The organism is Burkholderia ubonensis (assembly GCF_902833085.1).
Taxonomy (GTDB): Bacteria; Pseudomonadota; Gammaproteobacteria; order Burkholderiales; family Burkholderiaceae; genus Burkholderia; species Burkholderia ubonensis.
Window position 1 is genome coordinate 413,744 of sequence record NZ_CADFEB010000008.1, and the last position, 21,110, is coordinate 434,853.

General features: G+C 64.6%; 17 protein-coding genes. 10 read left to right on the forward strand and 7 right to left on the reverse strand.

The annotated features are described in order from the left end of the window. Position 1: 1 nt before the first annotated feature. Together HWX31_RS24035 and HWX31_RS24040 are read right to left on the reverse strand one after the other, a co-directional pair. Complete coding sequence (locus tag HWX31_RS24035) at positions 2 to 526, reverse strand: chemotaxis protein CheW (RefSeq protein WP_174966076.1); 525 nt, start codon at positions 524 to 526, stop codon at positions 2 to 4. A gap of 16 nt (positions 527 to 542) precedes the next feature. Then, positions 543 to 2,219 carry a methyl-accepting chemotaxis protein gene (locus tag HWX31_RS24040; protein WP_174966075.1) on the reverse strand — a complete coding sequence of 559 codons (1,677 nt, stop codon included), beginning with the start codon at positions 2,217 to 2,219 and terminating at the stop codon, positions 543 to 545. A gap of 388 nt (positions 2,220 to 2,607) precedes the next feature. Here HWX31_RS24040 and HWX31_RS24045 point away from each other — a divergent pair, with 388 nt between their 5' ends. Further along, the gene (locus tag HWX31_RS24045; protein WP_174966074.1) at positions 2,608 to 2,904 is read left to right on the forward strand and encodes a hypothetical protein; all 297 of its coding nucleotides are present in this window, start codon (positions 2,608 to 2,610) and stop codon (positions 2,902 to 2,904) included. 20 nt (positions 2,905 to 2,924) lie between these two features. On the opposite strand, the gene HWX31_RS24050 is transcribed toward HWX31_RS24045, so the two are convergent. Further along, positions 2,925 to 3,149 carry a hypothetical protein gene (locus HWX31_RS24050; RefSeq protein WP_010089051.1) on the reverse strand — a complete coding sequence of 75 codons (225 nt, stop codon included), beginning with the start codon at positions 3,147 to 3,149 and terminating at the stop codon, positions 2,925 to 2,927. 299 nt (positions 3,150 to 3,448) lie between these two features. Between HWX31_RS24050 and HWX31_RS24055 the strand changes: the two genes are divergently transcribed. The 5 genes from HWX31_RS24055 to HWX31_RS24075 all read left to right on the forward strand — a co-directional run bounded on the left by HWX31_RS24055 (position 3,449) and on the right by HWX31_RS24075 (position 11,162). Further along, on the forward strand, positions 3,449 to 4,471 hold the full coding sequence (locus HWX31_RS24055) for a DUF2891 domain-containing protein (protein WP_174966073.1): 1,023 nt from the start codon (positions 3,449 to 3,451) through the stop codon (positions 4,469 to 4,471). 115 nt (positions 4,472 to 4,586) lie between these two features. Then, positions 4,587 to 4,910 (forward strand): hypothetical protein, encoded by a 324-nt coding sequence (locus tag HWX31_RS24060; protein ID WP_174966072.1) that lies wholly within the window; start codon positions 4,587 to 4,589, stop codon positions 4,908 to 4,910. Between the two features lie 318 nt (positions 4,911 to 5,228). Then, the gene (locus tag HWX31_RS24065; RefSeq protein WP_244143822.1) at positions 5,229 to 9,128 is read left to right on the forward strand and encodes a type VI secretion system Vgr family protein; all 3,900 of its coding nucleotides are present in this window, start codon (positions 5,229 to 5,231) and stop codon (positions 9,126 to 9,128) included. Position 9,129: 1 nt separating this feature from the next. Then, complete coding sequence (locus HWX31_RS24070) at positions 9,130 to 9,999, forward strand: hypothetical protein (RefSeq protein ID WP_174965997.1); 870 nt, start codon at positions 9,130 to 9,132, stop codon at positions 9,997 to 9,999. A gap of 155 nt (positions 10,000 to 10,154) precedes the next feature. Further along, entirely contained in the window at positions 10,155 to 11,162 is a 1,008-nt protein-coding gene (locus tag HWX31_RS24075) for a hypothetical protein (protein WP_244143823.1), read from the forward strand. A 168-nt stretch (positions 11,163 to 11,330) separates the two neighbouring features. Here the strand turns inward: HWX31_RS24075 and HWX31_RS24080 are convergent, their stop codons facing one another. Beyond that, entirely contained in the window at positions 11,331 to 11,783 is a 453-nt protein-coding gene (locus tag HWX31_RS24080) for an SRPBCC family protein (RefSeq protein WP_174965998.1), read from the reverse strand. Beyond that, positions 11,780 to 12,136 carry an ArsR/SmtB family transcription factor gene (locus tag HWX31_RS24085; RefSeq protein WP_059554246.1) on the reverse strand — a complete coding sequence of 119 codons (357 nt, stop codon included), beginning with the start codon at positions 12,134 to 12,136 and terminating at the stop codon, positions 11,780 to 11,782. Before HWX31_RS24085 ends, HWX31_RS24080 begins: the two co-directional genes overlap by 4 nt. 94 nt (positions 12,137 to 12,230) lie before the next feature. On the opposite strand from HWX31_RS24085, the gene HWX31_RS24090 reads away from it, so the two are divergent. Then, entirely contained in the window at positions 12,231 to 12,854 is a 624-nt protein-coding gene (locus tag HWX31_RS24090) for an FMN-dependent NADH-azoreductase (protein WP_174965999.1), read from the forward strand. A gap of 48 nt (positions 12,855 to 12,902) precedes the next feature. Here the strand turns inward: HWX31_RS24090 and HWX31_RS24095 are convergent, their stop codons facing one another. Then, positions 12,903 to 15,146 (reverse strand): TonB-dependent receptor, encoded by a 2,244-nt coding sequence (locus HWX31_RS24095; protein WP_174966000.1) that lies wholly within the window; start codon positions 15,144 to 15,146, stop codon positions 12,903 to 12,905. 316 nt (positions 15,147 to 15,462) lie between these two features. On the opposite strand from HWX31_RS24095, the gene HWX31_RS24100 reads away from it, so the two are divergent. Beyond that, a complete protein-coding gene (locus HWX31_RS24100; RefSeq protein WP_174966001.1) occupies positions 15,463 to 16,536 on the forward strand; it encodes an asparaginase in 1,074 nt (357 codons plus the stop codon). Between the two features lie 24 nt (positions 16,537 to 16,560). On the opposite strand, the gene HWX31_RS24105 is transcribed toward HWX31_RS24100, so the two are convergent. After that, positions 16,561 to 17,535: a LysR family transcriptional regulator gene (locus tag HWX31_RS24105; RefSeq protein ID WP_174966002.1), complete on the reverse strand. Its 975-nt coding sequence runs from the start codon at positions 17,533 to 17,535 to the stop codon at positions 16,561 to 16,563. A gap of 198 nt (positions 17,536 to 17,733) precedes the next feature. Between HWX31_RS24105 and aspA the strand changes: the two genes are divergently transcribed. Together aspA and HWX31_RS24115 are read left to right on the forward strand one after the other, a co-directional pair. After that, positions 17,734 to 19,140, forward strand: coding sequence for an aspartate ammonia-lyase (gene aspA, locus HWX31_RS24110; protein ID WP_059715316.1), 1,407 nt, complete (start codon positions 17,734 to 17,736; stop codon positions 19,138 to 19,140). A gap of 97 nt (positions 19,141 to 19,237) precedes the next feature. Then, positions 19,238 to 20,731, forward strand: a complete 1,494-nt coding sequence (locus tag HWX31_RS24115) for an amino acid permease (RefSeq protein WP_174966003.1) — start codon at positions 19,238 to 19,240, stop codon at positions 20,729 to 20,731. Positions 20,732 to 21,110 lie beyond the last annotated feature (379 nt).

Below are 21,110 nucleotides of genomic sequence, written 5' to 3' on the forward strand. Positions count from 1 at the left end.
GTCATCCGGAGATCGCCTGCGGCAGCGGCTGCGCGGGCGGGAACAGCAGCGCGCGGGCATCGTCGTCGAGCATGCGCCGGACGTCGACCCATTGCACGAATCCGGATGCATCGCCGGCAACCGGCCCGAGCCAGCGTGCATGCGGCGTCGCGATCCCGCTGTCGGCGAACCGAGCGGGGTCGATCCGGCACGTCTGCGTTGCACGCTCGACGATCAGCCCGAGCATGCGCCCGGCCGCGCCGCCCACGTCGGGCTGCATATCGGGCTGCATGTCGGGCTGCGCATCGGGCGTGCGGTAGCGCACCACGACGAGCCGCGTCGAGCGCAGCCGGCGCGCCGCGCGCCCGAGCGCGAGCTGCGCGACGTCGATCACGGGCACCGGTTCGCCGTGGCGGTCGATCGCGCCGGCGATCCACGGCGGCGCGCCGGGAATCGACTTCACCGGCGCGAGCGCCAGCACTTCGACGATCTGCGCCGCCTCCAGCGCATAGCGTTCGCCGTCGAGTTCGAACAGAAGGAAGAGCATCGCGTCGTTCGGCGCGTCAGCCGTCGATCTTGAAGCGCGACACGCCGGTGCGCAGCTGGTTCGCGACCAGCGTCAGGTCGTCGATCGCCTGCGACGACTGGCGCAGCGATTCGGCCGTCTGCTGCGCGGCTTCAGACAGTTGCGACAGCGCCTGCGTGATCTGCTCCGCGCCGCTCGCCTGCGTCTGCATCCCTTCGTTGACCATCTGAAAGCGCGGCGCGAGCGTCTGCACTTCGTGGATGATCTGCGACAGCTGCCCGCCGACCTGCTGGATATCGCGCATCCCGCGCCGCACTTCCTCGGAGAAGCGGTCCATCCCCATCACGCCGGCCGACACGGCCGACTGGATCTCCTTCACCGTCTGCTCGATGTCGTCGGTCGCGACCGCCGTCTGGTCCGCGAGCCGGCGGATCTCGGTCGCCACGACCGCGAAGCCGCGGCCGTATTCGCCGGCTTTTTCCGCTTCGATCGCCGCGTTCAGCGACAGCAGGTTGGTCTGGTCCGCGACCTTCGTGATGGTCGCGACGACCTGGTTGATGTTGACCGCCTTCTCGTTGAGGATCGCGAGCTTCGCGTTCACCGAGCCGGCCGCCTCCATCACGCTGCGCATCATTTCCTCCATGTGCGCGAGGCCGCTCTGGCTCGCGCCGGCGAGTGCCGCCGACTGCTCGGCGACCGACGACACCTCGTTCATCGTGTGCAGCAGGTCGCGCGACGTCGCGAGGATTTCGCGGGAGGTCGCGCCGATCTCGGTCGTCGTCGCGGCGGTCTCGCTCGCGGTGGCCTGCTGCTCCTTCGACGTCGCCGCGATCTCGGCGACCGACGTCGTCACCTGCAGCGACGATTGCTGCGCCTGCGCGACGAGGTTCGCGAGCTCGTCGCTCATCCGGTTGAAGCCGTCCTGCAACGTGCCGAATTCGTCCTGGCGACGCAGGTCGAGCCGCTGGCTCAGGTTGCCGGTGCGCATCGCGTCGTGCACTTCGACGAGGTGCGCCATCGGCCCGGTGATCGCGCGATACAGCGCGTAGCCGAGCGCGAGCGCGGCCAGCAGCACGACGCTCAGCGCGGTCGCGACGGTGACTTCCGCGCCGGTCACCGACCCGTGGATCAGTTGCGCCGAATCGTCCGCCTGGGCGTGGTTTTCGTCGACCAGCGTGTCCGCGGCGTGGATCACGCGGTCCCACGCCGCGCTCAGGCGCGCGAAGCCGGCACGTGCGGCCGCGCGGTCGTCCGCCGCCGCGCGGGTCAGCTCGTTCATGAGCAGCAGGTACTGGTCGTACGCGGCCCGGAATTCGCGGAACCGCGCGCGGTCGTCGTCGCGGAACAGCGTGGCCTCATACCGGGTCGACGCCTGATCGAGATGCCGCAGCGCGTCAGGCATCCGGTCGAGATCGCGCTTCGCGGCGTCCGCGTCCGTATCGACGAAGATGGCCCGCTGCAGGATGACGTAGCTTTCATTGGCGGCCGCGCGCAGCGACGTCGACTGGAACAGGCCCGGCACCGAATCCCGCTTGAGGCTGTCGGCCTCGTCGTCGATGGCCTTCAAACGGCTGTATGAAATCGCGGCCATGACGAGCATCAGCACGAAAATCGTTCCGAAGCTGAGCACGATGCGCGTACCGAGCGTGAACCGCCCGCCGCGCAGCGGGGCGGGCAGCAGGGGGATGCCGGCACGGGGCGTCGTTGTGGCCATGGGGGGCTCCCGGAGGATGGTCGGTCGTAGGACGCCCGCATGCTGTCATGCGGGGCGTCTGATCGCAATCGAATTTTCCGCGCATTGATCGCGCTTTTTCATGCCATTAAAGATAGGTGATTGTTCGGACGATTGTCGTAATTCGATTGGCAAGAACGTGCGGGTTTTACGCGCAGGCGTCGGCGGGCTTGCCCAGTAAGACTATTGCAATGAAAGCAGCGTGCGCGTCGGTGAATACGTGCCGCCTGAATCCGATCGGCAGGCGGTGCGATATCGCATTCGATCGGGAATGGCTGCCGAATCGGCGGGGCGTTCGATAAAATGCGGCGCCGACGCAACTATGGAGGCAGCACGCGCGATGAAGTATGGAAAGGGACGTGACGACGCGATGGGTACGTATTCGCGCAGCTATCTGGTCACGCTCGGCCTTGCGTTGGCGGTGCCGGGCTGCTTCGGGCTGTCGCTGTACGACGCGATGAACGGCGACTGGGTCCCGTTCGCCGTCGCGTTCCTGGTCGGGTGCGCGCTTGGCGGGCTCGTGATGATCCTGGTCGGTCTGTTCGGCTCCGAGCGCACGGCGGGCGGCTGGGCGGACGCCACGTCATCCCATGACGCCGCGCTGATCGTGATGGTCGTGGCGATTCCGCTTCATTTCGTGCTGCGTCGCTTCTACAAGCGGCGCTAGCGCGCAGCCAGCGCCGGCCGTCAATGGCTGCGCGCGTACCCCTGGATCAGCGCCCGCATCATCCCTTCGACCGTCGCGTCGCGCAGGTCGTCTTCCTGCTCGACGTCCTCGACGAGCGCGGCATAGGCGGTGGCGAGCGTCACGCGGTCGACTTCGTGGCGCTGTTCCATCAGCGTCACCATGCCGTCCTTCGCCAGGTGGGCGGAGAATGCACGGCTGCCGATGGTCTCGTATACGTCAATCATGGCGGCTCTCCCGAGTGCTGCGGATGTTTTCCAGTGTAGTTGCTGCATGGGGGCTCCGCCATGCGGGCGGCCCGCCCGGCAGGGCGGGAGCGGCGTGTTCGGACGGCCGCCGGCGCGCGGCGAATCGTCGGACGAAGTGCGCGGCGGACGGCTTCTGCGGTACGCTGGCGACGCAGATGCCCGCGAGCTTCGACATCGCGTGCGGCGGCGCTGCCCGAACCGACGGACAGGCGCGACGCGGCCGACGCGCGACGGATGCCCGCGTCCGTTTCCGTTATCGACGAACCGACGAGAGGACCATGACTGCACGACTCACGCCCGACATCGCGTCGAAATTCGCGTCGCTCGCGCTCGCGCACCTGACGCGCGAATATCCGAACCGGCTCACGCATTCACTCGCCGGCCCGCAGGACGTGCAGGGGCCGCGCGCGCTGCATCCGATCTTCTACGGCAGCTACGACTGGCATTCGTGCGTGCACGGCTACTGGCTCGTGCTGCATCTGCTCGAACGCTACCCGAAGCTGCCGGAGGCGGAGCGCATCGTCGCCGTCGTCGACGCGCATTTCACCGACGCGCACGTCGCGGGCGAGCGCGCGTATCTCGCGCTGCCGCATAACGGCGGCTTTGAGCGGCCGTACGGCTGGGCGTGGCTGCTCGCACTCGCCGCGCAGCTCGAGCGGCTCGCGCTGAAGGGCGCGCTGCCGCAGGCCGCGCGCTGGGCGAAGGCGTTCGCGCCGCTGACCGACGCGTTCGTCGCGCGCTTCGAGGTGTTCCTGCCGAAGGCGACCTATCCGGTGCGCGTCGGCACGCATTTCAACACCGCGTTCGCGCTGGCGCTGGCGCTCGAGTTCGCGCGCGACACGCGTCGCGACGGGCTCGCGGCGCTGATCGCCGACACCGCGAAGCGCTGGCACCTGAACGACGCCGCGTGCCAGGCGTGGGAGCCGTCCGGCGACGATTTCCTGTCGCCCGCGCTGATGGAGGCGGAGCTGATGCGGCGGGTGCTCGCGCCGGCCGAATTCGATGGCTGGTTTGCGCGCTTCCTGCCCGATCTTGCGCGCGGCGAGCCGGCGACGCTGTTCGTGCCGGCGACCGTGAGCGACCGCAGCGACGGCAAGATCGCGCATCTCGACGGCTTGAACCTGAGCCGCGCGTGGTGCCAGCGCGCGCTCGCGAAGGCGCTGCCGGAAGGCGATGCGCGCCGCGCGCGCCTGCTCGACACGGCCGACCGTCACCTGGACCGCGCGCTCGCGCATGTCGCCGGCGACTACATGGGCGAGCACTGGCTCGCGACGTTCGCGACGCTTGCGCTGGAGGCATAGCGCGCGAAACCCCGCTGACGGCAAGGTCATGCGCGCGCGGCTATACTCGCCGCTCGGGCCGTTTCTCGCATCGCGTATCGCGCGAAGCGGCCATCCGCCAGTTCGCTGCATCGTCATGAACAAGCTCATTGCCTACGTCGCCGCTATCCACGGGCTTGCCGGCCCCGTGTCGATCGTCTCGCACACCACGTCGCACGACCGCTGGACCGACGACGACGTCGAGGTCACGCGGGACGAAACCGAATACCGCTTCGACAACGGCGCGATCGTGCGCCGTTCGGTCGAGCAGGATCGCGCGCCGTCCGACCTGCTGTGCGCCGAATGCTGGATCGACTACGACGTGATCCGCCATCCCGATGCACTGGCGATCAGCCCGTCGCGGCTGACGTTCGACAACGCATGCCGCGAAACCTTCTGGCTGCGCTATCAGCTCGCGTGAGCCTGAACGGCTGCGCGAGCCTGCATCGGCCGGGGGGAGGCGTCGCCGCCCGAATCTTCTGCACCGCCTCCGGCAGGTCGTTGAGCGTCATCCGAGCGGCGGCGCATGCACTGCGAGCTCCTTTGGGTCGGGCTACTGAATATGGAATGAAAACAAGTTGGAATAATCTCAATTGGCTTTAAAAAAATTCTGATAAGTTCGAAATTCTCATAGCATAACTGACTATATTCATCACAAACCGTCAATTCTCATCTCGAAAATTGCACAGTGTTTCGTTGCGAGGTAAAAGAACGCTTTCATTCCTTGCACGAGTCGTTGATGAAAAGCGAACAAGACCATGACATGGTCGGTTTGGGCGACACCATCGACCCCGGTGGCAACGTCAGGTTGACGCTCCCCCGGTCGCATACGCTGTCCATTTCCGGCGCGGCGCTGCCGACTTATGGCGTCGACGGGCTGCCGGTATTCGTTCCGGTGCGATTGCAGGGGAAAGAAACGATCGGTCGCATCGACGAATGTCGTTATCTGGTGACGCTGCGAACCGACGACGCCTATGCGTTCTCGCCGAGCCGGACGGCTGACCTCGAACTCGACACGATGGTGGGCACCGAAGCGACCGTATTGATCGAGCTCGAAGGCAAACCGGGCCTTGTGAGCCATGCCGGACTCGGCAACATTGGTGCGGACACACGCGAAATCACGGGGCTGATCGAGGCGGCACGGCTTGCCGGTCAGGATCGTGACTCGATCCTGTATGAACTGGAGCTTCGGCCATGGCTCTATCGTGCGACGCTGACCCAAGACTGCCGCCTGTTTCAGGACATGAGCGTGGTCGAGATCACCGACGCGGTTCTCGCCCAATATCCGTACCGGGTCGACAAGCGTCTGGCCGGTGTGTCGCGCGGCATCTACCCGAAGCGGGACGTGCAGCGTCAGGCGTTCGAGACGGACTGGGCATTCCTGCAACGCCTATGGGAAGAATGGGGGATCTGGTGGTGGTTCGAGCACGACGATGGTCATCATCGCCTCGTGCTGTGCGACACGATGGGCGGTCACCTGCCGCATGACGACGCCTACGAAACGCTGCGCTATCTGCCGCCGGACGGCAAGCGTATCGACGAGGAACACATTCATGCGCTGTCGGTGACAAGCCGGCTCACGTCCGGACGTGTCACCGTGACGGACTACGACTACACCCGACCGCATGCGAATCTGACCGCTATCGCGGAGGACCCGCGCGACACCGCGAGCGCGGACGGCGAGATCTACGATTGGGGCGATTACAGCCAGCCGCTGACCGGCGCGCAGGGTCTCGACGGCCAGCCGAACGATACCGATGTGGAAGCGCGCCATTTCGCACGCGTGCAACTCGAGGCGAAGCGTTGTGCGGGACTACGCGCCAACGGAAAGGGCAACCTGCGCGGGCTGACGGTGGGCCGCACCTTCACCCTGACGGGCTACCCGCAGCAGGCGGCCAACCGCGAATACGTGGTGGTGTCGTCCACGCTCGACATTGAGGAAGTGGGAGACCGCACGGGAACCGGGCAGACCTATCGCGCCGAGGCGCAGTTTGAACTGCTGCCGGCAAACGAGCCGTTCCGGCTCGCGCGAAGCGTGCGGAAACCGCGCCTGTCCGGCCCGGAGAAGGCCATCGTCGTCGGCCCGGCCGGACAGGAGGTCTGGACGGACCAATACGGCCGGGTCAAGGTGCAGTTCGGGTGGGATCGTCACGGCAAGCTGGACGAGCATTCCGGAATCTGGCTGCGCGTGCTGTCGCCGTGGCAGGGCATTGAGATGGGGGCGACGTTCCTCCCGCGCGTCGGTCATGAGGTCGCCGTGGAGCACTACTACGGCGACCCGGATTTGCCCGTGATCGTCGGCAGCGCCGTGAATGCGTTCCACCAACCGGCGCTGGACCTGCCGGACAACCAGGCGGTAACGGTGCTGCGCGGCCGGGAGTTTCAAGGCACGGCGTCCGGCCATCTGGCGATCGACGATACGCAGGGACAAATCCAGACGCAGATCGCGAGCGATGCGGGTGCGTCCCAACTCAGTCTCGGGAATCTCCGGCGCATCGTGAGGAAGAAAGGCCGCGCCGATGCGCGCGGCAAGGGCTTCGAGCTGCGCACGGATTTTTGGGGCGTGGTGCGGGCGTTGAGGGGCCTGCTCGTCACGACGGACGGCCGAGCCGGCGGCCCCGGCCACGCGAAGGATGCGCGCGAGGCGGTCGGCCGGCTCACGCAAGCGCGCGAGTTGCAGGAGAGCCTGTCCGGACTGGCGCAACGGCATGAGGCACAGCAGCTTGACGCCGACCAGAGCGACGTTGCGAAGGCCATCAAGGCGCGCAACGATGCGATTCGAGGGAAGCCGTCCGGCGGCGAACACGATTTTCCGGAGCTGGCGGAAGCCGACATGGTGCTGTCGGCGGCGGCGGGAATCAGCGTCGCGGCGGAACGCAGCGCCCATATCGCGAGCAACGAGGATGTCGCCGTGACGAGCGGCCGGCATGTGGGTCTGGCGGTCGGCCGGTCGCTGTTCGCGAGCGTGGCGAACCGGTTTTCGTTGTTCGTGCACAAGGCCGGGATGAAGCTGATTGCCGCCGCCGGCAAGGTGCGCATCGAGGCACAGACCAATGGCATCGACATGACGGCCAAGCAGGCGGTCACGATCACGAGCACGACCGATCGCATTCATCTCCATGCAGCGAAGGAGATTGTGCTGCACGTGGGCAGTACGGAAGTGCGCATCAGCGAACGGGGCTACGTGGTGCGCACGGCCGGCGAACACACGGTCCATGCAGGCAGTCATCAGGCCGACGTTCCCCAGACGCGGCCGATGCGCTTGCCGGTCACGCCCGACAATCCGGGGCAGTTTGCCGCGCACTTTGTGTTGATGGAACACGCCAGCGGCTTCGCGCTGCCGCAGCAGCCTTACCGGATCACGCTCGACAACGGACGCGTGATCGAGGGGGTGAGTAACGAGCGTGGCGAAACGGCGCTGGTTACCGACCATGACATCACGTTCGGGACGGTCGAACTGCTTGCGGCAAGCGACCCGGATAAGGTGATTGCGGTCAATCATGCGGCGATCGTGCGCGACATCGCGACGCCCTATACCGCCACGGCACCGAATGCCGACAAGCGGACCGCGAAAATCAGGGGCAAGACGGCGAGCACGCCGGAGCAGGGGGCAACGTCCGAGAATCAACAACCTATGTTCGCGACTTGCGACCCGCTCAACTTCGGGCTGCGCTTCCATCACTTCATCAATGGGGCCAAGCAGAGCGATGTGCGAGCGAATCGGCCGCGCAACGATGTCGTGTATCCGGTGACGAAGGCTTATACGGCGGCGATCAAGGACATTCTTCGTCGCATCCAATGGGGGAGGTACAAGACGCTGGATGGTTCGGTTCCGCTTGAACTGAAGGCTGGTGTTGCAAAGGCGGTCGGCCGAGTTCTTTCTGATGCCTTGGGCGAGGGACCATTTGGTTTGCCGAAGGGCTACGCTGACGAGTCGGAGGGTGGGATGCCGCGCATCGATATTGTCAGCGCGCAGCAAGGGCAAGCCCGATACAACATGCGCCCCGATGTCAGTGCGGCGTTCTCAATCAAATATTGGGTAATAGCCGTTCAAGAAGCAGAAATCAGAAAAATTGTCGCCGCATCGGATTTTTCAGACTCCCTAGACGGCCAACTGAAGGCATTGGCCGACACGCTTTACCACGAGGCGCGGCATTGCCAACAGACGTTTTGGATGGTAGCGCTACTTCAGCAGCACGATAATGATTACGCGGCGCTGTCTCAGGTAATGAAGGTATATGAAGACAACGTGCCGCGCAAAATTTATTCAACCACAGGGAAAATACAAATCCCTGGCGATGATCGGGTTGTCGCCGGATTGCATCGAATGTTGATGTTCCACTACTACTGGATGATTTCATACATGCAAGACCAAGCGGGTGGAACTTATGTGAAACCCGATGTGCCAATTGCGCAGGCCGAAGTGTGCAAGTTGCTAAATGTGTCGCCCGAGACGGCGGCAAAGATGGTGAGTTTCGAAGAAGGCTACCGGAGCCAGTTACATGAAGAAGATGCCTATGCGTGTGCGGATGCGGTGCAGGCCTATTGGGACCGTGGTGATCGCGCTCTTGTGTTCAACCCAGGTACATGCACAGACAAGTATGAGGCTGCCCTCAGAGCCGTTGGCGCAAGGAGTTGAGATGCAACATCAAGCGGAAGAACAGCGTGCGATGGTGCACAGTATCCTGAAAAATGCAATGGCGATCCTACGCGATGATAAGCCATTTGATCCGTCAGGTACCGTCTTTGGTCGCATCATCGACACCGAGCCACACTATCGATCGGAAGGGCGGCGCTATCTTTACACCAACCCGGTATCACGTTCGACGACGATTGCGCTTTCGACATTCGACGACCCCGAAGATTACAGCGCAGACCGATCGAAGGTGAAAATCGTCCCGACTGGAGTAAGAATTCTCCTTGACCCGATGATCGCTGATCTTCCCGATACGGAAATCAAGTCCCTTCTTCAATTGGAGGATTATTGGGTGGATTCACAAGATGAAAAAAAATATGGGAATGAAATAATGGGGCGCACGCCTGATGCCCCTAACGCTCAGACGTTTCGCTACCGAGCAAAAGACATTCCCGGCAGCAAATTTCCCGTCGATGTCGAACTCTTTTATGCCAATCCGTTGGATGGGTCGTTTCCGCAGATGCTGGGCGAAATCAGAATAAGCCGGGCCTACACGATTTTGACGCCTGAAGAACGCAAACAACGTCGCCTTGAAGATCGGCAGGCAAAGCGGCAGAAATACGGGGAGATGAACCTGTGCACGGGCATGCTGTGTCCTGAGACCGGGTTATGGCAGGGATACACCAAGACCTCTAGCCCGAATCGCTTGGTGGTCCGGAAAGGGCAAAGATTTCCCATGGTCCGCACGTTGACGCATCAGGAGGAACACGAACAGCGGCGGCCTAGCGAGCTCGTAGCAGGCCAGTGGATGTGGCTGAGGGAGGAGTCCGAGCCTCCAATATGGTGGATGATTGATCCGGAATCGGCGGCATGAGCTGCAAGGTAGCCTAAATTCAATTTCGAAATGAGCGTATCCATGTGAAATCCCACCTGTCGATTTTGCATGTCTAGGCATACGGGCTGTTTGAGTTTCGCCCGAGACGGCGGCAAAGATGGTGAGTTTCGAAGAAGGCTACCGGAGCCAGTTACATGAAGAAGATGCCTATGCGTGTGCGGATGCGGTGCAGGCCTATTGGGACCGTGGTGATCGCGCTCTTGTATTCAACCCAGGTACATGCACAGACAAGTATGACGCTGCCCTCAGAGCCGTTGGCGCAAGGAGTTGAGATGCAACATCACGCGGAAGAACAGCGTGCGATGGTGCGCAGCATCCTGAAAGAGGCGATGGCGATCCTGCGAGATGACAAGCCATTCGATCCGGGAAACACAGTCCTCGGACGGGTATACGCGGCAAAACCACATCTTCCTGCTGAAGGAAAACTTTACCGTTATGTCAATCCAGTGTTACCTGACACGAGAATTGAATTTTCCACTGGTGACGATCCTCAAGATTTGAGTGCTGATCGCTCCAAGGTGAAGATCGTCCCGGCGGGCATGACGATTCGGTTAAGCCCGATGCTCGCTGGCCTACCCGACACGGAAATCAAGGAATTGCTTCAACTGGATGACTATTGGGTCGATTCAAACGGAAATCGTCACTATGAAAACGAGATACCAGGACGTCATCCTCAAACCCAAAATTTGCAAAGTTTCCGTTATAGAAATAAGGATACTCCAGGCAGTAAATTTCCTATCAATGTCACACTTTTCTACGCAAATCCGCTTGACGGATCATTTCCGCCGATGCTGACCGAAATCGAGATAAGCCGCGCCTATAAAATTTTGACGCCCGAGGAACGCAAACAACGTCGCCTTGAAGAACGGCAGGCAAAGCGGCAGAAATACGGGGAGATGAATCTGTGCACAGGCATGCTCTGCCCTGAGACCGGGTTATGGCAGGGATACACCACGACCTCTAGCCCGAATAACTTGGTGCTCCGGAAAGGACAAAGATTTCCCATGGTCCGCACGTTGACGCATCAGGAGGAACACGAACAGCGGCGGCCTAGCGAGCTCGTAGCAGGCCAGTGGATGTGGCTGAGGGAGGAGTCCGAGCATCCAATATGGTGGATGATTGACCCGGAATCTGAGGCATGAGCCGAAGGGGGGCGCTTTCGAAGCATTGCTAGATTCTCCGCAAACCGCTCCACTCTTACTTAGCCGAAGTTAGATTTAAAAATGAGCGCATATCTGTGTGAAATCAACGCGGGTCCGGCGCGACGCGCGCTGAAGCAGCGCGGGAAGGGCAGCGCGCCGATCCCGGCGCTACGTCCGCGCAATACCGCCACCACCCCGCGCCCGCAGCGACGCATCCAGCTTGTCCAGCATCTGCCGCCAGCCGACGCCGACCCCCTTCGGCGCAAGCTCGGCCGGCACGCGCTCATGCGTCAGCACGACCTCGCACAGGCCGTCGCGATCGAACAGTTCGATCGTGACGAGCGTTTCCTGCTGGCTCATGTACGACGAGACCCACGTGAACACCAGCTTCGACGGCCGGTCGAGAACCCGGTATTCGCCGGAGTGCACGTATTCGATGCGCGCGGAACGCATGTAGATGTGAAAGCGCCCCCCGACGCGCGGCTCCAGCATCGCGTCGCAATGCTTCATCGTGCCGGGCAGCATCCACGCGCACAGGCCGTCCGCGTCGAGCCACGCGTCGAACACCTCGTCGCGCGACGCATGCAGCAGCTTGCGGACCGTGATCGCATTGCCGCTCATGGCTGAGGCGGCTTCCGCTTCCGTTTGCCGGCGAGATGCCGGTCGAGCGCGTCGAGCCGCTCGCTCCAGAACTCGGCGTAATGGCCGAGCCACTGCTGCGCTTCCTCGAGATTCGACGCGTCGAGCTGGCACGCATGCTCGCGCCCGCGGATTTCGCGGCGGATCAGCCCCGCCTTCTCGAGCGTCTTGACGTGCTTGGAGACCGCATTGAGGCTCACGTCGTAAGGCGCGGCCAGTTCGCCCACGGTGAGGCTGCCGTCGCGCAGCCGTTCGAGCATCGACCGCCGGGTCGGATCGGCAAGCGCGCTGAAGATGGCGTCCAGCCGGTCGGCCGAACGATCGTGTGGATTCATGGAAGCACTCATGACGGGATTATATTCAACCAAAAGGTTGACAATCAACCTTTTGGTTGAATAACATCGGATCGGTCCTGACAGGAGGATTCCGATGCTCAAGTTGCTGCAAATCGATTCGAGTCCGATGGGCGATGCGTCCATTTCGCGTCGCTTGACGCAGGAGTATGCGCGTAACTGGCGGCGTGCACATCCCGATGGGCGCGTCGTGGAGCGCGATCTGTGTCGCATCGTGATTCCGGCGATCGACGCGGCGTGGACCGCGGCGAACTTCACGCCGCCGGCCGCGCGGACCGAGCAGCAGAACGAGATGCTCGCGCTGTCGACGGCATTCACGACGGAGCTGCGCGACGCCGACGAATACGTGATCGGCATGCCGATGCACAACTGGGGGCCGTCCGCGAGCTTCAAGCTCTGGGTGGACCACATCGTCAGGCAGGGGGAGACCGTCGAAGCGACGCCGCACGGGCCGCGCGGGTTGCTCGGGGGACGGCGCGCGACCTTCATGATCGCGGCGGGGGCGCTTTACGGGCCGGACGCGGCGCGGGCGCAGCGGAATTTCATCGTGCCCTGGCTGCGAACGCTGTTCGGCTATCTGGGCGTCGAAGACGTGCGTTTCGTGATCGCGGACGGCGCGGTGGACGTGCGCACCGGTAAGGTCGATCGCACGGTGTTTCTGTCGCCGCATCTCGACGCGGTGCGTGCGCTGTTCGCGTGAGCCGAGCGGGGCGCCGCGCAGCCGTCGGCTGCGCGGCGCCCGTCGGCATCACTGATAGAAGTTCAGCGTCACCATCGCCGAGCGTCCCGGGGCCCACGTCGCGTAGATCGGATACGCGCTCGCGTAGTACTTCTTGTCGAACAGGTTCTGCACGTTCAACTGAACGTCCATCGTCTTGTTCACGCGCCACGTGGCGGCCGCGTCGAAGCGTGCATAGCCGGGCGTCCACTTGCTGACCGTCGGCGTCACCGACGCGTAGGTCTTGCTCATCACCGTCGCGCCCGCGCCGAGCGTCAGCTTCGGCATCACGTCGTAGCTCGTCCACAGCGTGAAGTTGTGCTTCGGCACCATCACCATCGGCAGGCCCGACGCGCCGGGGCTGCCGGGGCCCGCATCGGTCGTGACCGCATTCATGTACGTGTAGCCGCCGAACAGGTGCCACTTGGGCGTCAGGTTGCCCGCGAAGCCGAGCTCGACGCCGCGCACGCGCTGCGTGCCGGCATTGATCGTGTGGCCGAGCCCGTCGCTCACGCGCGCATTGGTCTTCTCGGTCTGGAACAGCGCGGACGTCAGCGACAGCTGCTCGTGGAGCACGTCCCACTTCGCCCCGATCTCGATGTTGCGCGAGCGCTCCGGCGACAGGTCGCGGTTGGCCGCGGTGATCTGGTCGGTGCCGCCGCCGAGGCCGCCGTTCGCGCCCGGCGGGTTCGACGACGTGCCGTACGACGCATACAGGCTCACGGTCTGCACCGGCTTGAACACGAGGCCGAACTGGTAGCTGAACAGGTTCGACGTGTTCGACAGGTCGGCGGCGCCGGCCTGCTTCGCGGTGATGTCGTAGCGGTCGAAGCGCAGGCCGGCGTTGAAGCGCCACCGCTCGGACAGCTTCACGGTGTCGAACACGTACGCGGACGCGGTGGTCGTGCGCGTGTTCGTCGTCGCACCGGGGAAGCCCTTGTCGCCGTTCAGCACGATGCTGCCGGTCCACGGCATGTTCGGGCTCCAGCCGCCCGCGAGCGGCGTGCAGTTGCCGGCGACCGAGCACGGGCCGCCCGTGCGGATGTTGTGGCCGGCCGCGTCGGTGACGAGATAGCCCTCGTAGCGGTTCTGCTCCTGGCCGAACTCGACGCCGGCCGTCAGCGTGTGCTGCATGCCGAACAGGCTCGCGCGGCCGGTGACTTCGGTCTGGTTCGCGAAGCCGTTGGTCGCGTACTTGCCGCTCTTCGCCTGCAGGCCGAGCAGGTTCGGATTCGACGCGAGGATCTGCGGATTGGTCGCGACGAAGTCGAGCGTCGAGCGCCCGAACATCGTCGTGTTCTTCAGCTTCCAGTTGTCGTCGATGCGATGCTCGACGCGGATTTCGCCGGTGTCGGTCTGCCCGTAGCGGTAGTCGCGCGTGTTCAGCCCGAAGAACCGGCCGCGATCGGTCGGTACCGGCGTGCCGCCCGACGCGCGAAACGGCGCGCTGAAGTCCGGCATGTCGTACGCGTTCATGTGGTAGTAGCTGAGCGTGACCGTGGTCGGCGTGTTCAGCCCGAACACGATCGACGGCGCGACGCCCCAGCGCTTGTTGTACACGTCGTTGCGGCCGGCCTGGTTCGCGTCGTGGCCCATCACGTTCAGGCGCACCGCGGTCGTGTCGTTGAGCTTGCGGTTCGCGTCGACAGTCGCGCGCTTGTAGCCGTCGGTGCCGAAGCCGATGCTGCTGTTGATGAAATCGTCGTTCTTCGGCGTTTTCGTGACGATGTCGATGCTGCCGCCGACCGAACCGCGGCCCGCGTAGACGGAATCCGAGCCCTTGATCACGCTGATCTGCTCGACCGCGAACGTCTCGCGGTTCTGCAGCCCCGAGTCGCGCATCCCGTCGACGAAGATCGAGTTGCGCGATTCGAAGCCGCGGATCACCGGGCGGTCGGCCGACGGGTTCGCGGCCGCGTCGCCGCCGAGGAACGTGATGCCGGGCACCGAGCGCAGCGCGTCGGCGAACGTCGTCACGTTCTTCTCCTTGATGAGCTGCTCGGGGATCACCGTGACCGAGCGCGGCGTGTCGAGCAGCGGCGCGGTGAACTTGTACGACGGCGAGCGCTTCACCTGCATGTCCGACAGCGCGGACGACTGGACCGCGATCGCCGGCAGCGTGGCGGCGGAATCGGCGGCGGCGTTGGCGGCGGGCGTCTGTTGCGCGCCGGAGGCGGGCGCGGTTTGCGCGGTGGCGAGAAGCGGCGTCAGGAAAACGGAGCAATACAGCGCGGACACGAGGGCTCGCGGGCGCGTGTTGAACTGGGCAGGCATACGAGAGGCAGCGGAAGTATCGGTGATCGGCGGCGTGCAGGCGGCGGACGCGGTCCGGGGCAATCCTGCACGCCAATCTTAATGCGTATGATTCGCATTTGCGTCTGCGATTCTAGGGATTGTCGCCAAATATGTAAACAGTTGATTGGTTTTTGTACTAGAGCGGTTGGCTCGCTCGTGCACGATAGCGAGCGTCTTTGCACCGGGCGCAACACCACTTTCCATCCGCGCGTTCGCCCGGCGCGGAGGGGACTCGATACACTTTCGCCTCGATTTGACGAGGCCCGGTCACGCGGCCGTGAGAAATGGAGACAGGATGGATACGAACGGCGCGGCGGTAGTCACGTACCGCGGAAATGCGATCGAGAACACGCACGCGGCGCACGTCGCGGTGGTGGATGCGCACGGCAGGCTGCTGTACCGGCTGGGCGACCCGTTCCGGATGACGCTCGCGCGCTCGGCGGCCAAGCCGGCGCAGGCGTTGTCCGTGCTCGAGACGGGCGGCCCCGACCGGTTCGGCTTCGACGAAGCGGACCTGGCGCTGATGTGCGCGTCGCACAGCAGCGAGGACCGCCACGTCGAGCGAACCCGCGCGATGCTGGCCAAGGTGCACGCGCAGGAATCGGACTTGCGGTGCGGCGGGCATGCGCCGCTGTCCGACGCGGTGCTGCGCTCATGGATCAGGCGCGACTACACCCCGACCGGGGTGTGCAGCAACTGCTCGGGCAAGCATGTCGGCATGCTGGCCGGCGCGCAGGCGATCGGCGCGGCGATCGCGGACTACCATCTGCCGGACCATCCGATGCAGGTGCGGGTGAAGCGCGTCGTCGCCGAAGCATGCGGGCTGCACGACGACGAGGTCGAGTGGGCGATCGACGGCTGCAACCTGCCCACGCCGGCGTTTCCGCTCGATCGCCTGGCCCGCATCTACGCGGGCCTCGCGGATGCCGCGGACGCCATGGAGGCGACGGAAGCCGGCAATGCGCCGCACGCCGCGCGCATCGGCGTGCTGGCGCGGATTCATCACGCGATGACGCGCCATCCCGAGATGGTCGCCGGCGACGGCCGCTATTGCACCGTGCTGATGCGGGCGTTCGGCGGCAGCGTCGTCGGCAAGCTCGGCGCGGATGCGTGCTACGGGCTCGGCGTGCGCGCGTCCGGCGAGACGCGGCGGCTCGGCGCCGACGGCGCGCTCGGCATCTCGGTCAAGATCGAGGACGGCAACATCGACGTGCTGTACATGCTCGTCAGCGAGATCCTGGAACGGCTGCAGATCGGCACCGCGGCGCAGCGCGAGCAGCTGGCGGCGTTCCATCGTCCGCCGATGCTGAACACGCAGGGCGTCGAGACCGGTCACGCGACGTTCCCGTTCGAGCTGCAGGCGGCCTGACCTGCATGGCCCCGGCGACGGCGCTCAGCGCCGTGCGCCGCGGATCTTCTGCATCTGCGCTTCGGAAAGCTCGCCGACCTGGGCCAGCCGTTCCGCCAGGAATTCGCGCAGCACCCGCAATTTCGCGGAGCTGCGCCGGTTCGCCAGATACGCCATATAGATGAACTCGCCGGTCAGCTTGTTCTGCAGCCGATAGCGGGGCAGGACGACCTCGAGCTGGCCGCTCGCCAGCAGATCCCGCACCAGCCAGATCTCGAATTCCGCGATGCCGAGCCCGGCACGAGTGGCGTCGAGCAGCAGTTCCGAGTGGTCCGAGACGAGGTTCCCCGCCGGCAGGATGCTGTGCCGCGCGTCGGCCCCGACCAGCTCCCAGCGCGGGTCGCCTTCCGGGTGGACGTAGCGCAGGCAATTGTGGCTCGCCAGTTCGTGCGGCTCGGCCGGACGTCCGCAGCGATCGAGATAGGCGGGCGACGCGCACAGGATGCTGTCGTTGCGCGACAGCCGCTGCACGACCAGGTTGTCGAGGTAGTTCTCGCCTTCGTGGATGTCGAGGTCGAAGCCGCCGGCGACCAGGTCGTTGTGGTTGTCGGTCAGCCGCACGTCGAGCTGGATCGTCGGGTACTGCGCGAGAAACGGCGCGACCAGCGGCGCGAGATGACGCCGGCCGAACGCGACCGGCGCGGTGAGCTTGAGCGGGCCGCTGGGCCGCGCATTCAGCTCGGCGACGACGCGCAGCGTGTCGTCGAGATCCGCGATCAGCGTGACGGCCCGTTCGTGATAGATGCTGCCGGCTTCCGTCAGCGTCACGCTGTGCGTGGAGCGGTGCAGCAGCGGCACGCCGAGCGCCTCCTCGATCGCCGACACCTTGCGCGCGACGGTGGACGTCGACACGCGCAGCTCCTTCGCGACCGCGGAAAAACTCCCTGTTTCGACCACCCGCACGAATGCGCGCATCGCGCCGAAGTGATCGACGCCAGCCTCTCTCGGCCCCTTCTTCATGCCTGCCTCGCTGTTGCATGTGACGCAAAACCGAATTCGATAATAACGAAATGAGTATTTTTTTGCAAAGACATAGAATGCGAACGCGTCGCGCAGGCGGCAGGCCGGCGAAGACCGGTTCGGCTTCGCGGCGCATCAACCGAGGGCCTTTTCGATGCCGGCGTCCGCCGGCGTACGGGACCAAACTGGAGACACACGATGGCAGGCATCGACTTCCGCGTCGAAACCGATCTTTTAGGTAAACGAAATGTTCCGGCGGACGCCTACTACGGCGTCCATACGCTTCGCGCGAAAGAGAACTTCGATATTTCCGGCCGCAGCATCGCGTCGTTTCCCTACCTGATCATCGCGCTGGCGGCCGTGAAGGAAGCGGCCGCCGACGCCAACTGCGAACTCGGGCTGCTGCCGCAGGCGTACCGCGACGCGATCGCCGCGGCGTGCGTCGAGATCCGCGAAGGCCACCTGCACGACCAGTTCGTCGTCGACATCATCCAGGGCGGCGCGGGCACGTCGACCAACATGAATGCGAACGAGGTGATCTGCAACCGGGCGCTGGAAATCATGGGGCACGCGCGCGGCGAGTATGACTATCTGCACCCGAACGAGCACGTCAATCTCGCGCAGAGCACGAACGACGTCTATCCGACCGCGCTGCGGATCGCGACGTGTTTCGCGATCGAGCATCTGCTCGAGGCGATGGTGCACCTGCGCGACGCGTTCGACGAGAAGGCCCACGCGTTCGCCGGGCTCCTGAAGCTCGGGCGCACGCAGCTGCAGGACGCCGTGCCGATGACGCTCGGCCAGGAGTTCTCCACCTATGCGGTGATGCTGACGGAGGACATCGCGCGCCTGCAGGAGGCGGGCGCGCTGATTCGCGAGATCAATCTCGGCGCGACGGCGATCGGCACGGGGATCACCGCGCATCCGGACTATGCGGCCAAGGCGCTCGCGGCGCTGCGGCGCATCACCGGCGTCGACCTGAGCACCGCGCCGAACCTCATCGAGGCGACCCAGGATTGCGGTGCGTTCGTGCAGATCTCCGGCGTGCTCAAGCGGATCGCGGTCAAGCTGTCGAAGACCTGCAACGACCTGCGGCTGCTGTCGAGCGGGCCGCGCGCCGGGTTCGGCGAGATCAACCTGCCGCCGATGCAGGCCGGCTCGTCGATCATGCCCGGCAAGGTGAATCCGGTCATCCCGGAAGTCGTCAACCAGGTGGCGTTCGAAGTGTTCGGCAACGACCTGACGGTGACCTTCGCGGCCGAAGCCGGCCAGCTTCAGCTCAACGCGTTCGAGCCGGTGATCGCGAGCGCGCTGTTCCGCAGCTTCGGCCACCTGACGGCGGCCTGCATGACGCTCGCCGACAAGTGCGTGAAGGGCATCACCGCGAACCCCGAGCGGCTGCGCGAAACGCTGGAGCGCTCGGTGGCGCTCGCGACCGCGCTCAATCCGTACCTCGGCTACAAGCGCGCGACGTCCGTGGCCGCCGACGCGCACGCGAGCGGCAAGACCATCCGCGAAGTCGTGCTCGGCCGCCAGCTGATGACCGAGGCGCAGCTCGACGAGGCGCTGCGGCCCGACGCGCTGATCCAGCCCCGCGTCTACTGAACGCGGCGGCGTCGTCGCCGCAGCAGCCGCCGCGCCGGCGTTCGCGCGCGGCGGCTGCGCAATGCCCATTCAATTCCAATCACATCGGAGACACATCATGAAACACGCCAGCGAGCGCCCGGCCGACACGGCCGGCGGTGCCGCGTCCCATCATGCCGACCGGGATGCGCTGTTCGCATCGCACGAAGCCGGCTATGCGAAGCAGCTGAAGCCCAGGCACGTGCAGATGATCGCGATGGGCGGCGCGATCGGGACCGGGCTGTTCCTCGGCGCCGGCGGCCGCCTGCAGCACGCGGGGCCCGCGCTCGCGCTCGTCTATCTCGTCTGCGGGATCTTTGCATTCCTGATTATGCGCGCGCTCGGCGAGCTCGTGATGCATCGCCCGACCAGCGGCAGCTTCGTGTCCTATGCGCGGGAATTCATGGGCGAGCGGGCGTCGTTCGTCGCGGGCTGGATGTACTACCTGAACTGGGCGACCACCGGCATCGTCGACATCACGGCGGTCGCGATCTACATGAAGTACTGGGCGGTGTTCTCGGACGTGCCGCAATGGGTGTTCGCGCTCGGCGCGCTCGCGATCGTGTCGACGGTGAACATGATCGGCGTGAAGATGTTCGGCGAGATGGAGTTCTGGTTCTCGCTCGTCAAGGTCGGTGCGCTGGGCGTGTTCCTGCTGGTCGGGAGCCTGTTCCTGGCCAGCGGCCGGCCGCTCGACGGACACCTGCCGGGCCTCCACCTGATCGCGGACGGCGGCGGGATCTTTCCGCACGGGCTCCTGCCGGCGGTGCTGATCGTGCAGGGCGTCGTGTTCGCGTATGCGAGCATCGAGCTCGTCGGGGTCGCGGCGGGCGAGACCGCCGATGCGCGCAAAGTGCTGCCGAAGGCGATCAACAGCGTGATGTGGCGCATCGCGCTGTTCTACGTGGGCTCGGTCGTGCTGCTGGTCACGCTGCTGCCGTGGTCCGCCTACAGCGCGCACGAAAGCCCGTTCGTGACCTTCTTCGGCAAGCTCGGCGTGCCTTACGTCAGCACCGTGATGAACGTCGTGGTGCTCACGGCCGCGATGTCGAGCCTGAACTCCGGGCTCTATTCGATGGGGCGCGTGCTGCGCGCGATGGCGATGGGCGGGTCCGCGCCCCGGTTCGTTTCCAGGATGAGCGCACGCGGCGTGCCTTACGGCGGCATCCTGTTCACGGTCGCGATCAACGCGATCGGCGTGCCGCTGAACTACATCGTGCCGGCGCAGGCGTTCGAGATCGTGCTGAACATGGCGTCGCTCGGCATCATCGCGACGTGGGGCTTCATCGTGATGTGCCAGATCCTGTTCCGCCGCAAGGTCAAGCGCGGCGAACTGAGCGACGTGCCGTTCCGGATGCCCGGCGCGCCGTTCACGTCCTGGCTCACGCTCGCGTTCCTGGTCGCGGTGCTGGTGCTGATGGCGTTCGACTATCCGGGCGGCACCTGGACCATCGCGATGATTCCGGTCGTCGCGCTCGCGCTGACGGTCGGCTGGCGCCTGGCGAAGCGCGGCTCGGTGCGCGAGGCGGCGGCGATGCATCGGTCCGTGGCCGATCGGGTGAATCAAGCCTGATTTCGCAACGGCAGGGGAGACGGCAGCCTGCACGGGCTGCCGTCGCGCGCAGCAGCGCATTTTCTCGATTCGTCAAAGTGATTTGGAAAAGCAATCCGGCGATGTGCTTATTCCATACCATGATTCGTTCGGTAAATTGAATGGCGATCATTCGCAAACGTTTTGCCGATCGTCATGAATATCCCGTCGTGCAATCTCGCGGTCGATAATTCGCGTGACGCGAAAGGCAGGCGCAAAGCCTTGCCGGCTGGTGATCCCGGCAGTTCCTGGGCAAGCGCAACCGTGCGTTAACGGCAAGCCGCAAAGGAACTTTAGGATTTTCGTCCTGAAATTAATCATTTCGATTTACGCGCGAATCGATTCGCGCATGGTCATCCGA

Coding starts and splice junctions, on each gene's coding strand:
- HWX31_RS24085 (WP_059554246.1), bottom strand. CDS start 12,136: ATGAATCCACACGATCGTTCGGCCGACCGGCTGGACGCCATCTTCAGC.
- HWX31_RS24105 (WP_174966002.1), bottom strand. CDS start 17,535: ATGAAGAAGGGGCCGAGAGAGGCTGGCGTCGATCACTTCGGCGCGATG.
- HWX31_RS24065 (WP_244143822.1), top strand. CDS start 5,229: ATGAAAAGCGAACAAGACCATGACATGGTCGGTTTGGGCGACACCATC.
- HWX31_RS24070 (WP_174965997.1), top strand. CDS start 9,130: ATGCAACATCAAGCGGAAGAACAGCGTGCGATGGTGCACAGTATCCTG.
- HWX31_RS24080 (WP_174965998.1), bottom strand. CDS start 11,783: ATGAGCGGCAATGCGATCACGGTCCGCAAGCTGCTGCATGCGTCGCGC.
- HWX31_RS24115 (WP_174966003.1), top strand. CDS start 19,238: ATGAAACACGCCAGCGAGCGCCCGGCCGACACGGCCGGCGGTGCCGCG.
- HWX31_RS24040 (WP_174966075.1), bottom strand. CDS start 2,219: ATGGCCACAACGACGCCCCGTGCCGGCATCCCCCTGCTGCCCGCCCCG.
- HWX31_RS24075 (WP_244143823.1), top strand. CDS start 10,155: ATGAAGAAGATGCCTATGCGTGTGCGGATGCGGTGCAGGCCTATTGGG.
- HWX31_RS24035 (WP_174966076.1), bottom strand. CDS start 526: ATGCTCTTCCTTCTGTTCGAACTCGACGGCGAACGCTATGCGCTGGAG.
- aspA (WP_059715316.1), top strand. CDS start 17,734: ATGGCAGGCATCGACTTCCGCGTCGAAACCGATCTTTTAGGTAAACGA.
- HWX31_RS24095 (WP_174966000.1), bottom strand. CDS start 15,146: ATGCCTGCCCAGTTCAACACGCGCCCGCGAGCCCTCGTGTCCGCGCTG.
- HWX31_RS24050 (WP_010089051.1), bottom strand. CDS start 3,149: ATGATTGACGTATACGAGACCATCGGCAGCCGTGCATTCTCCGCCCAC.
- HWX31_RS24090 (WP_174965999.1), top strand. CDS start 12,231: ATGCTCAAGTTGCTGCAAATCGATTCGAGTCCGATGGGCGATGCGTCC.
- HWX31_RS24060 (WP_174966072.1), top strand. CDS start 4,587: ATGAACAAGCTCATTGCCTACGTCGCCGCTATCCACGGGCTTGCCGGC.
- HWX31_RS24045 (WP_174966074.1), top strand. CDS start 2,608: ATGGGTACGTATTCGCGCAGCTATCTGGTCACGCTCGGCCTTGCGTTG.
- HWX31_RS24055 (WP_174966073.1), top strand. CDS start 3,449: ATGACTGCACGACTCACGCCCGACATCGCGTCGAAATTCGCGTCGCTC.
- HWX31_RS24100 (WP_174966001.1), top strand. CDS start 15,463: ATGGATACGAACGGCGCGGCGGTAGTCACGTACCGCGGAAATGCGATC.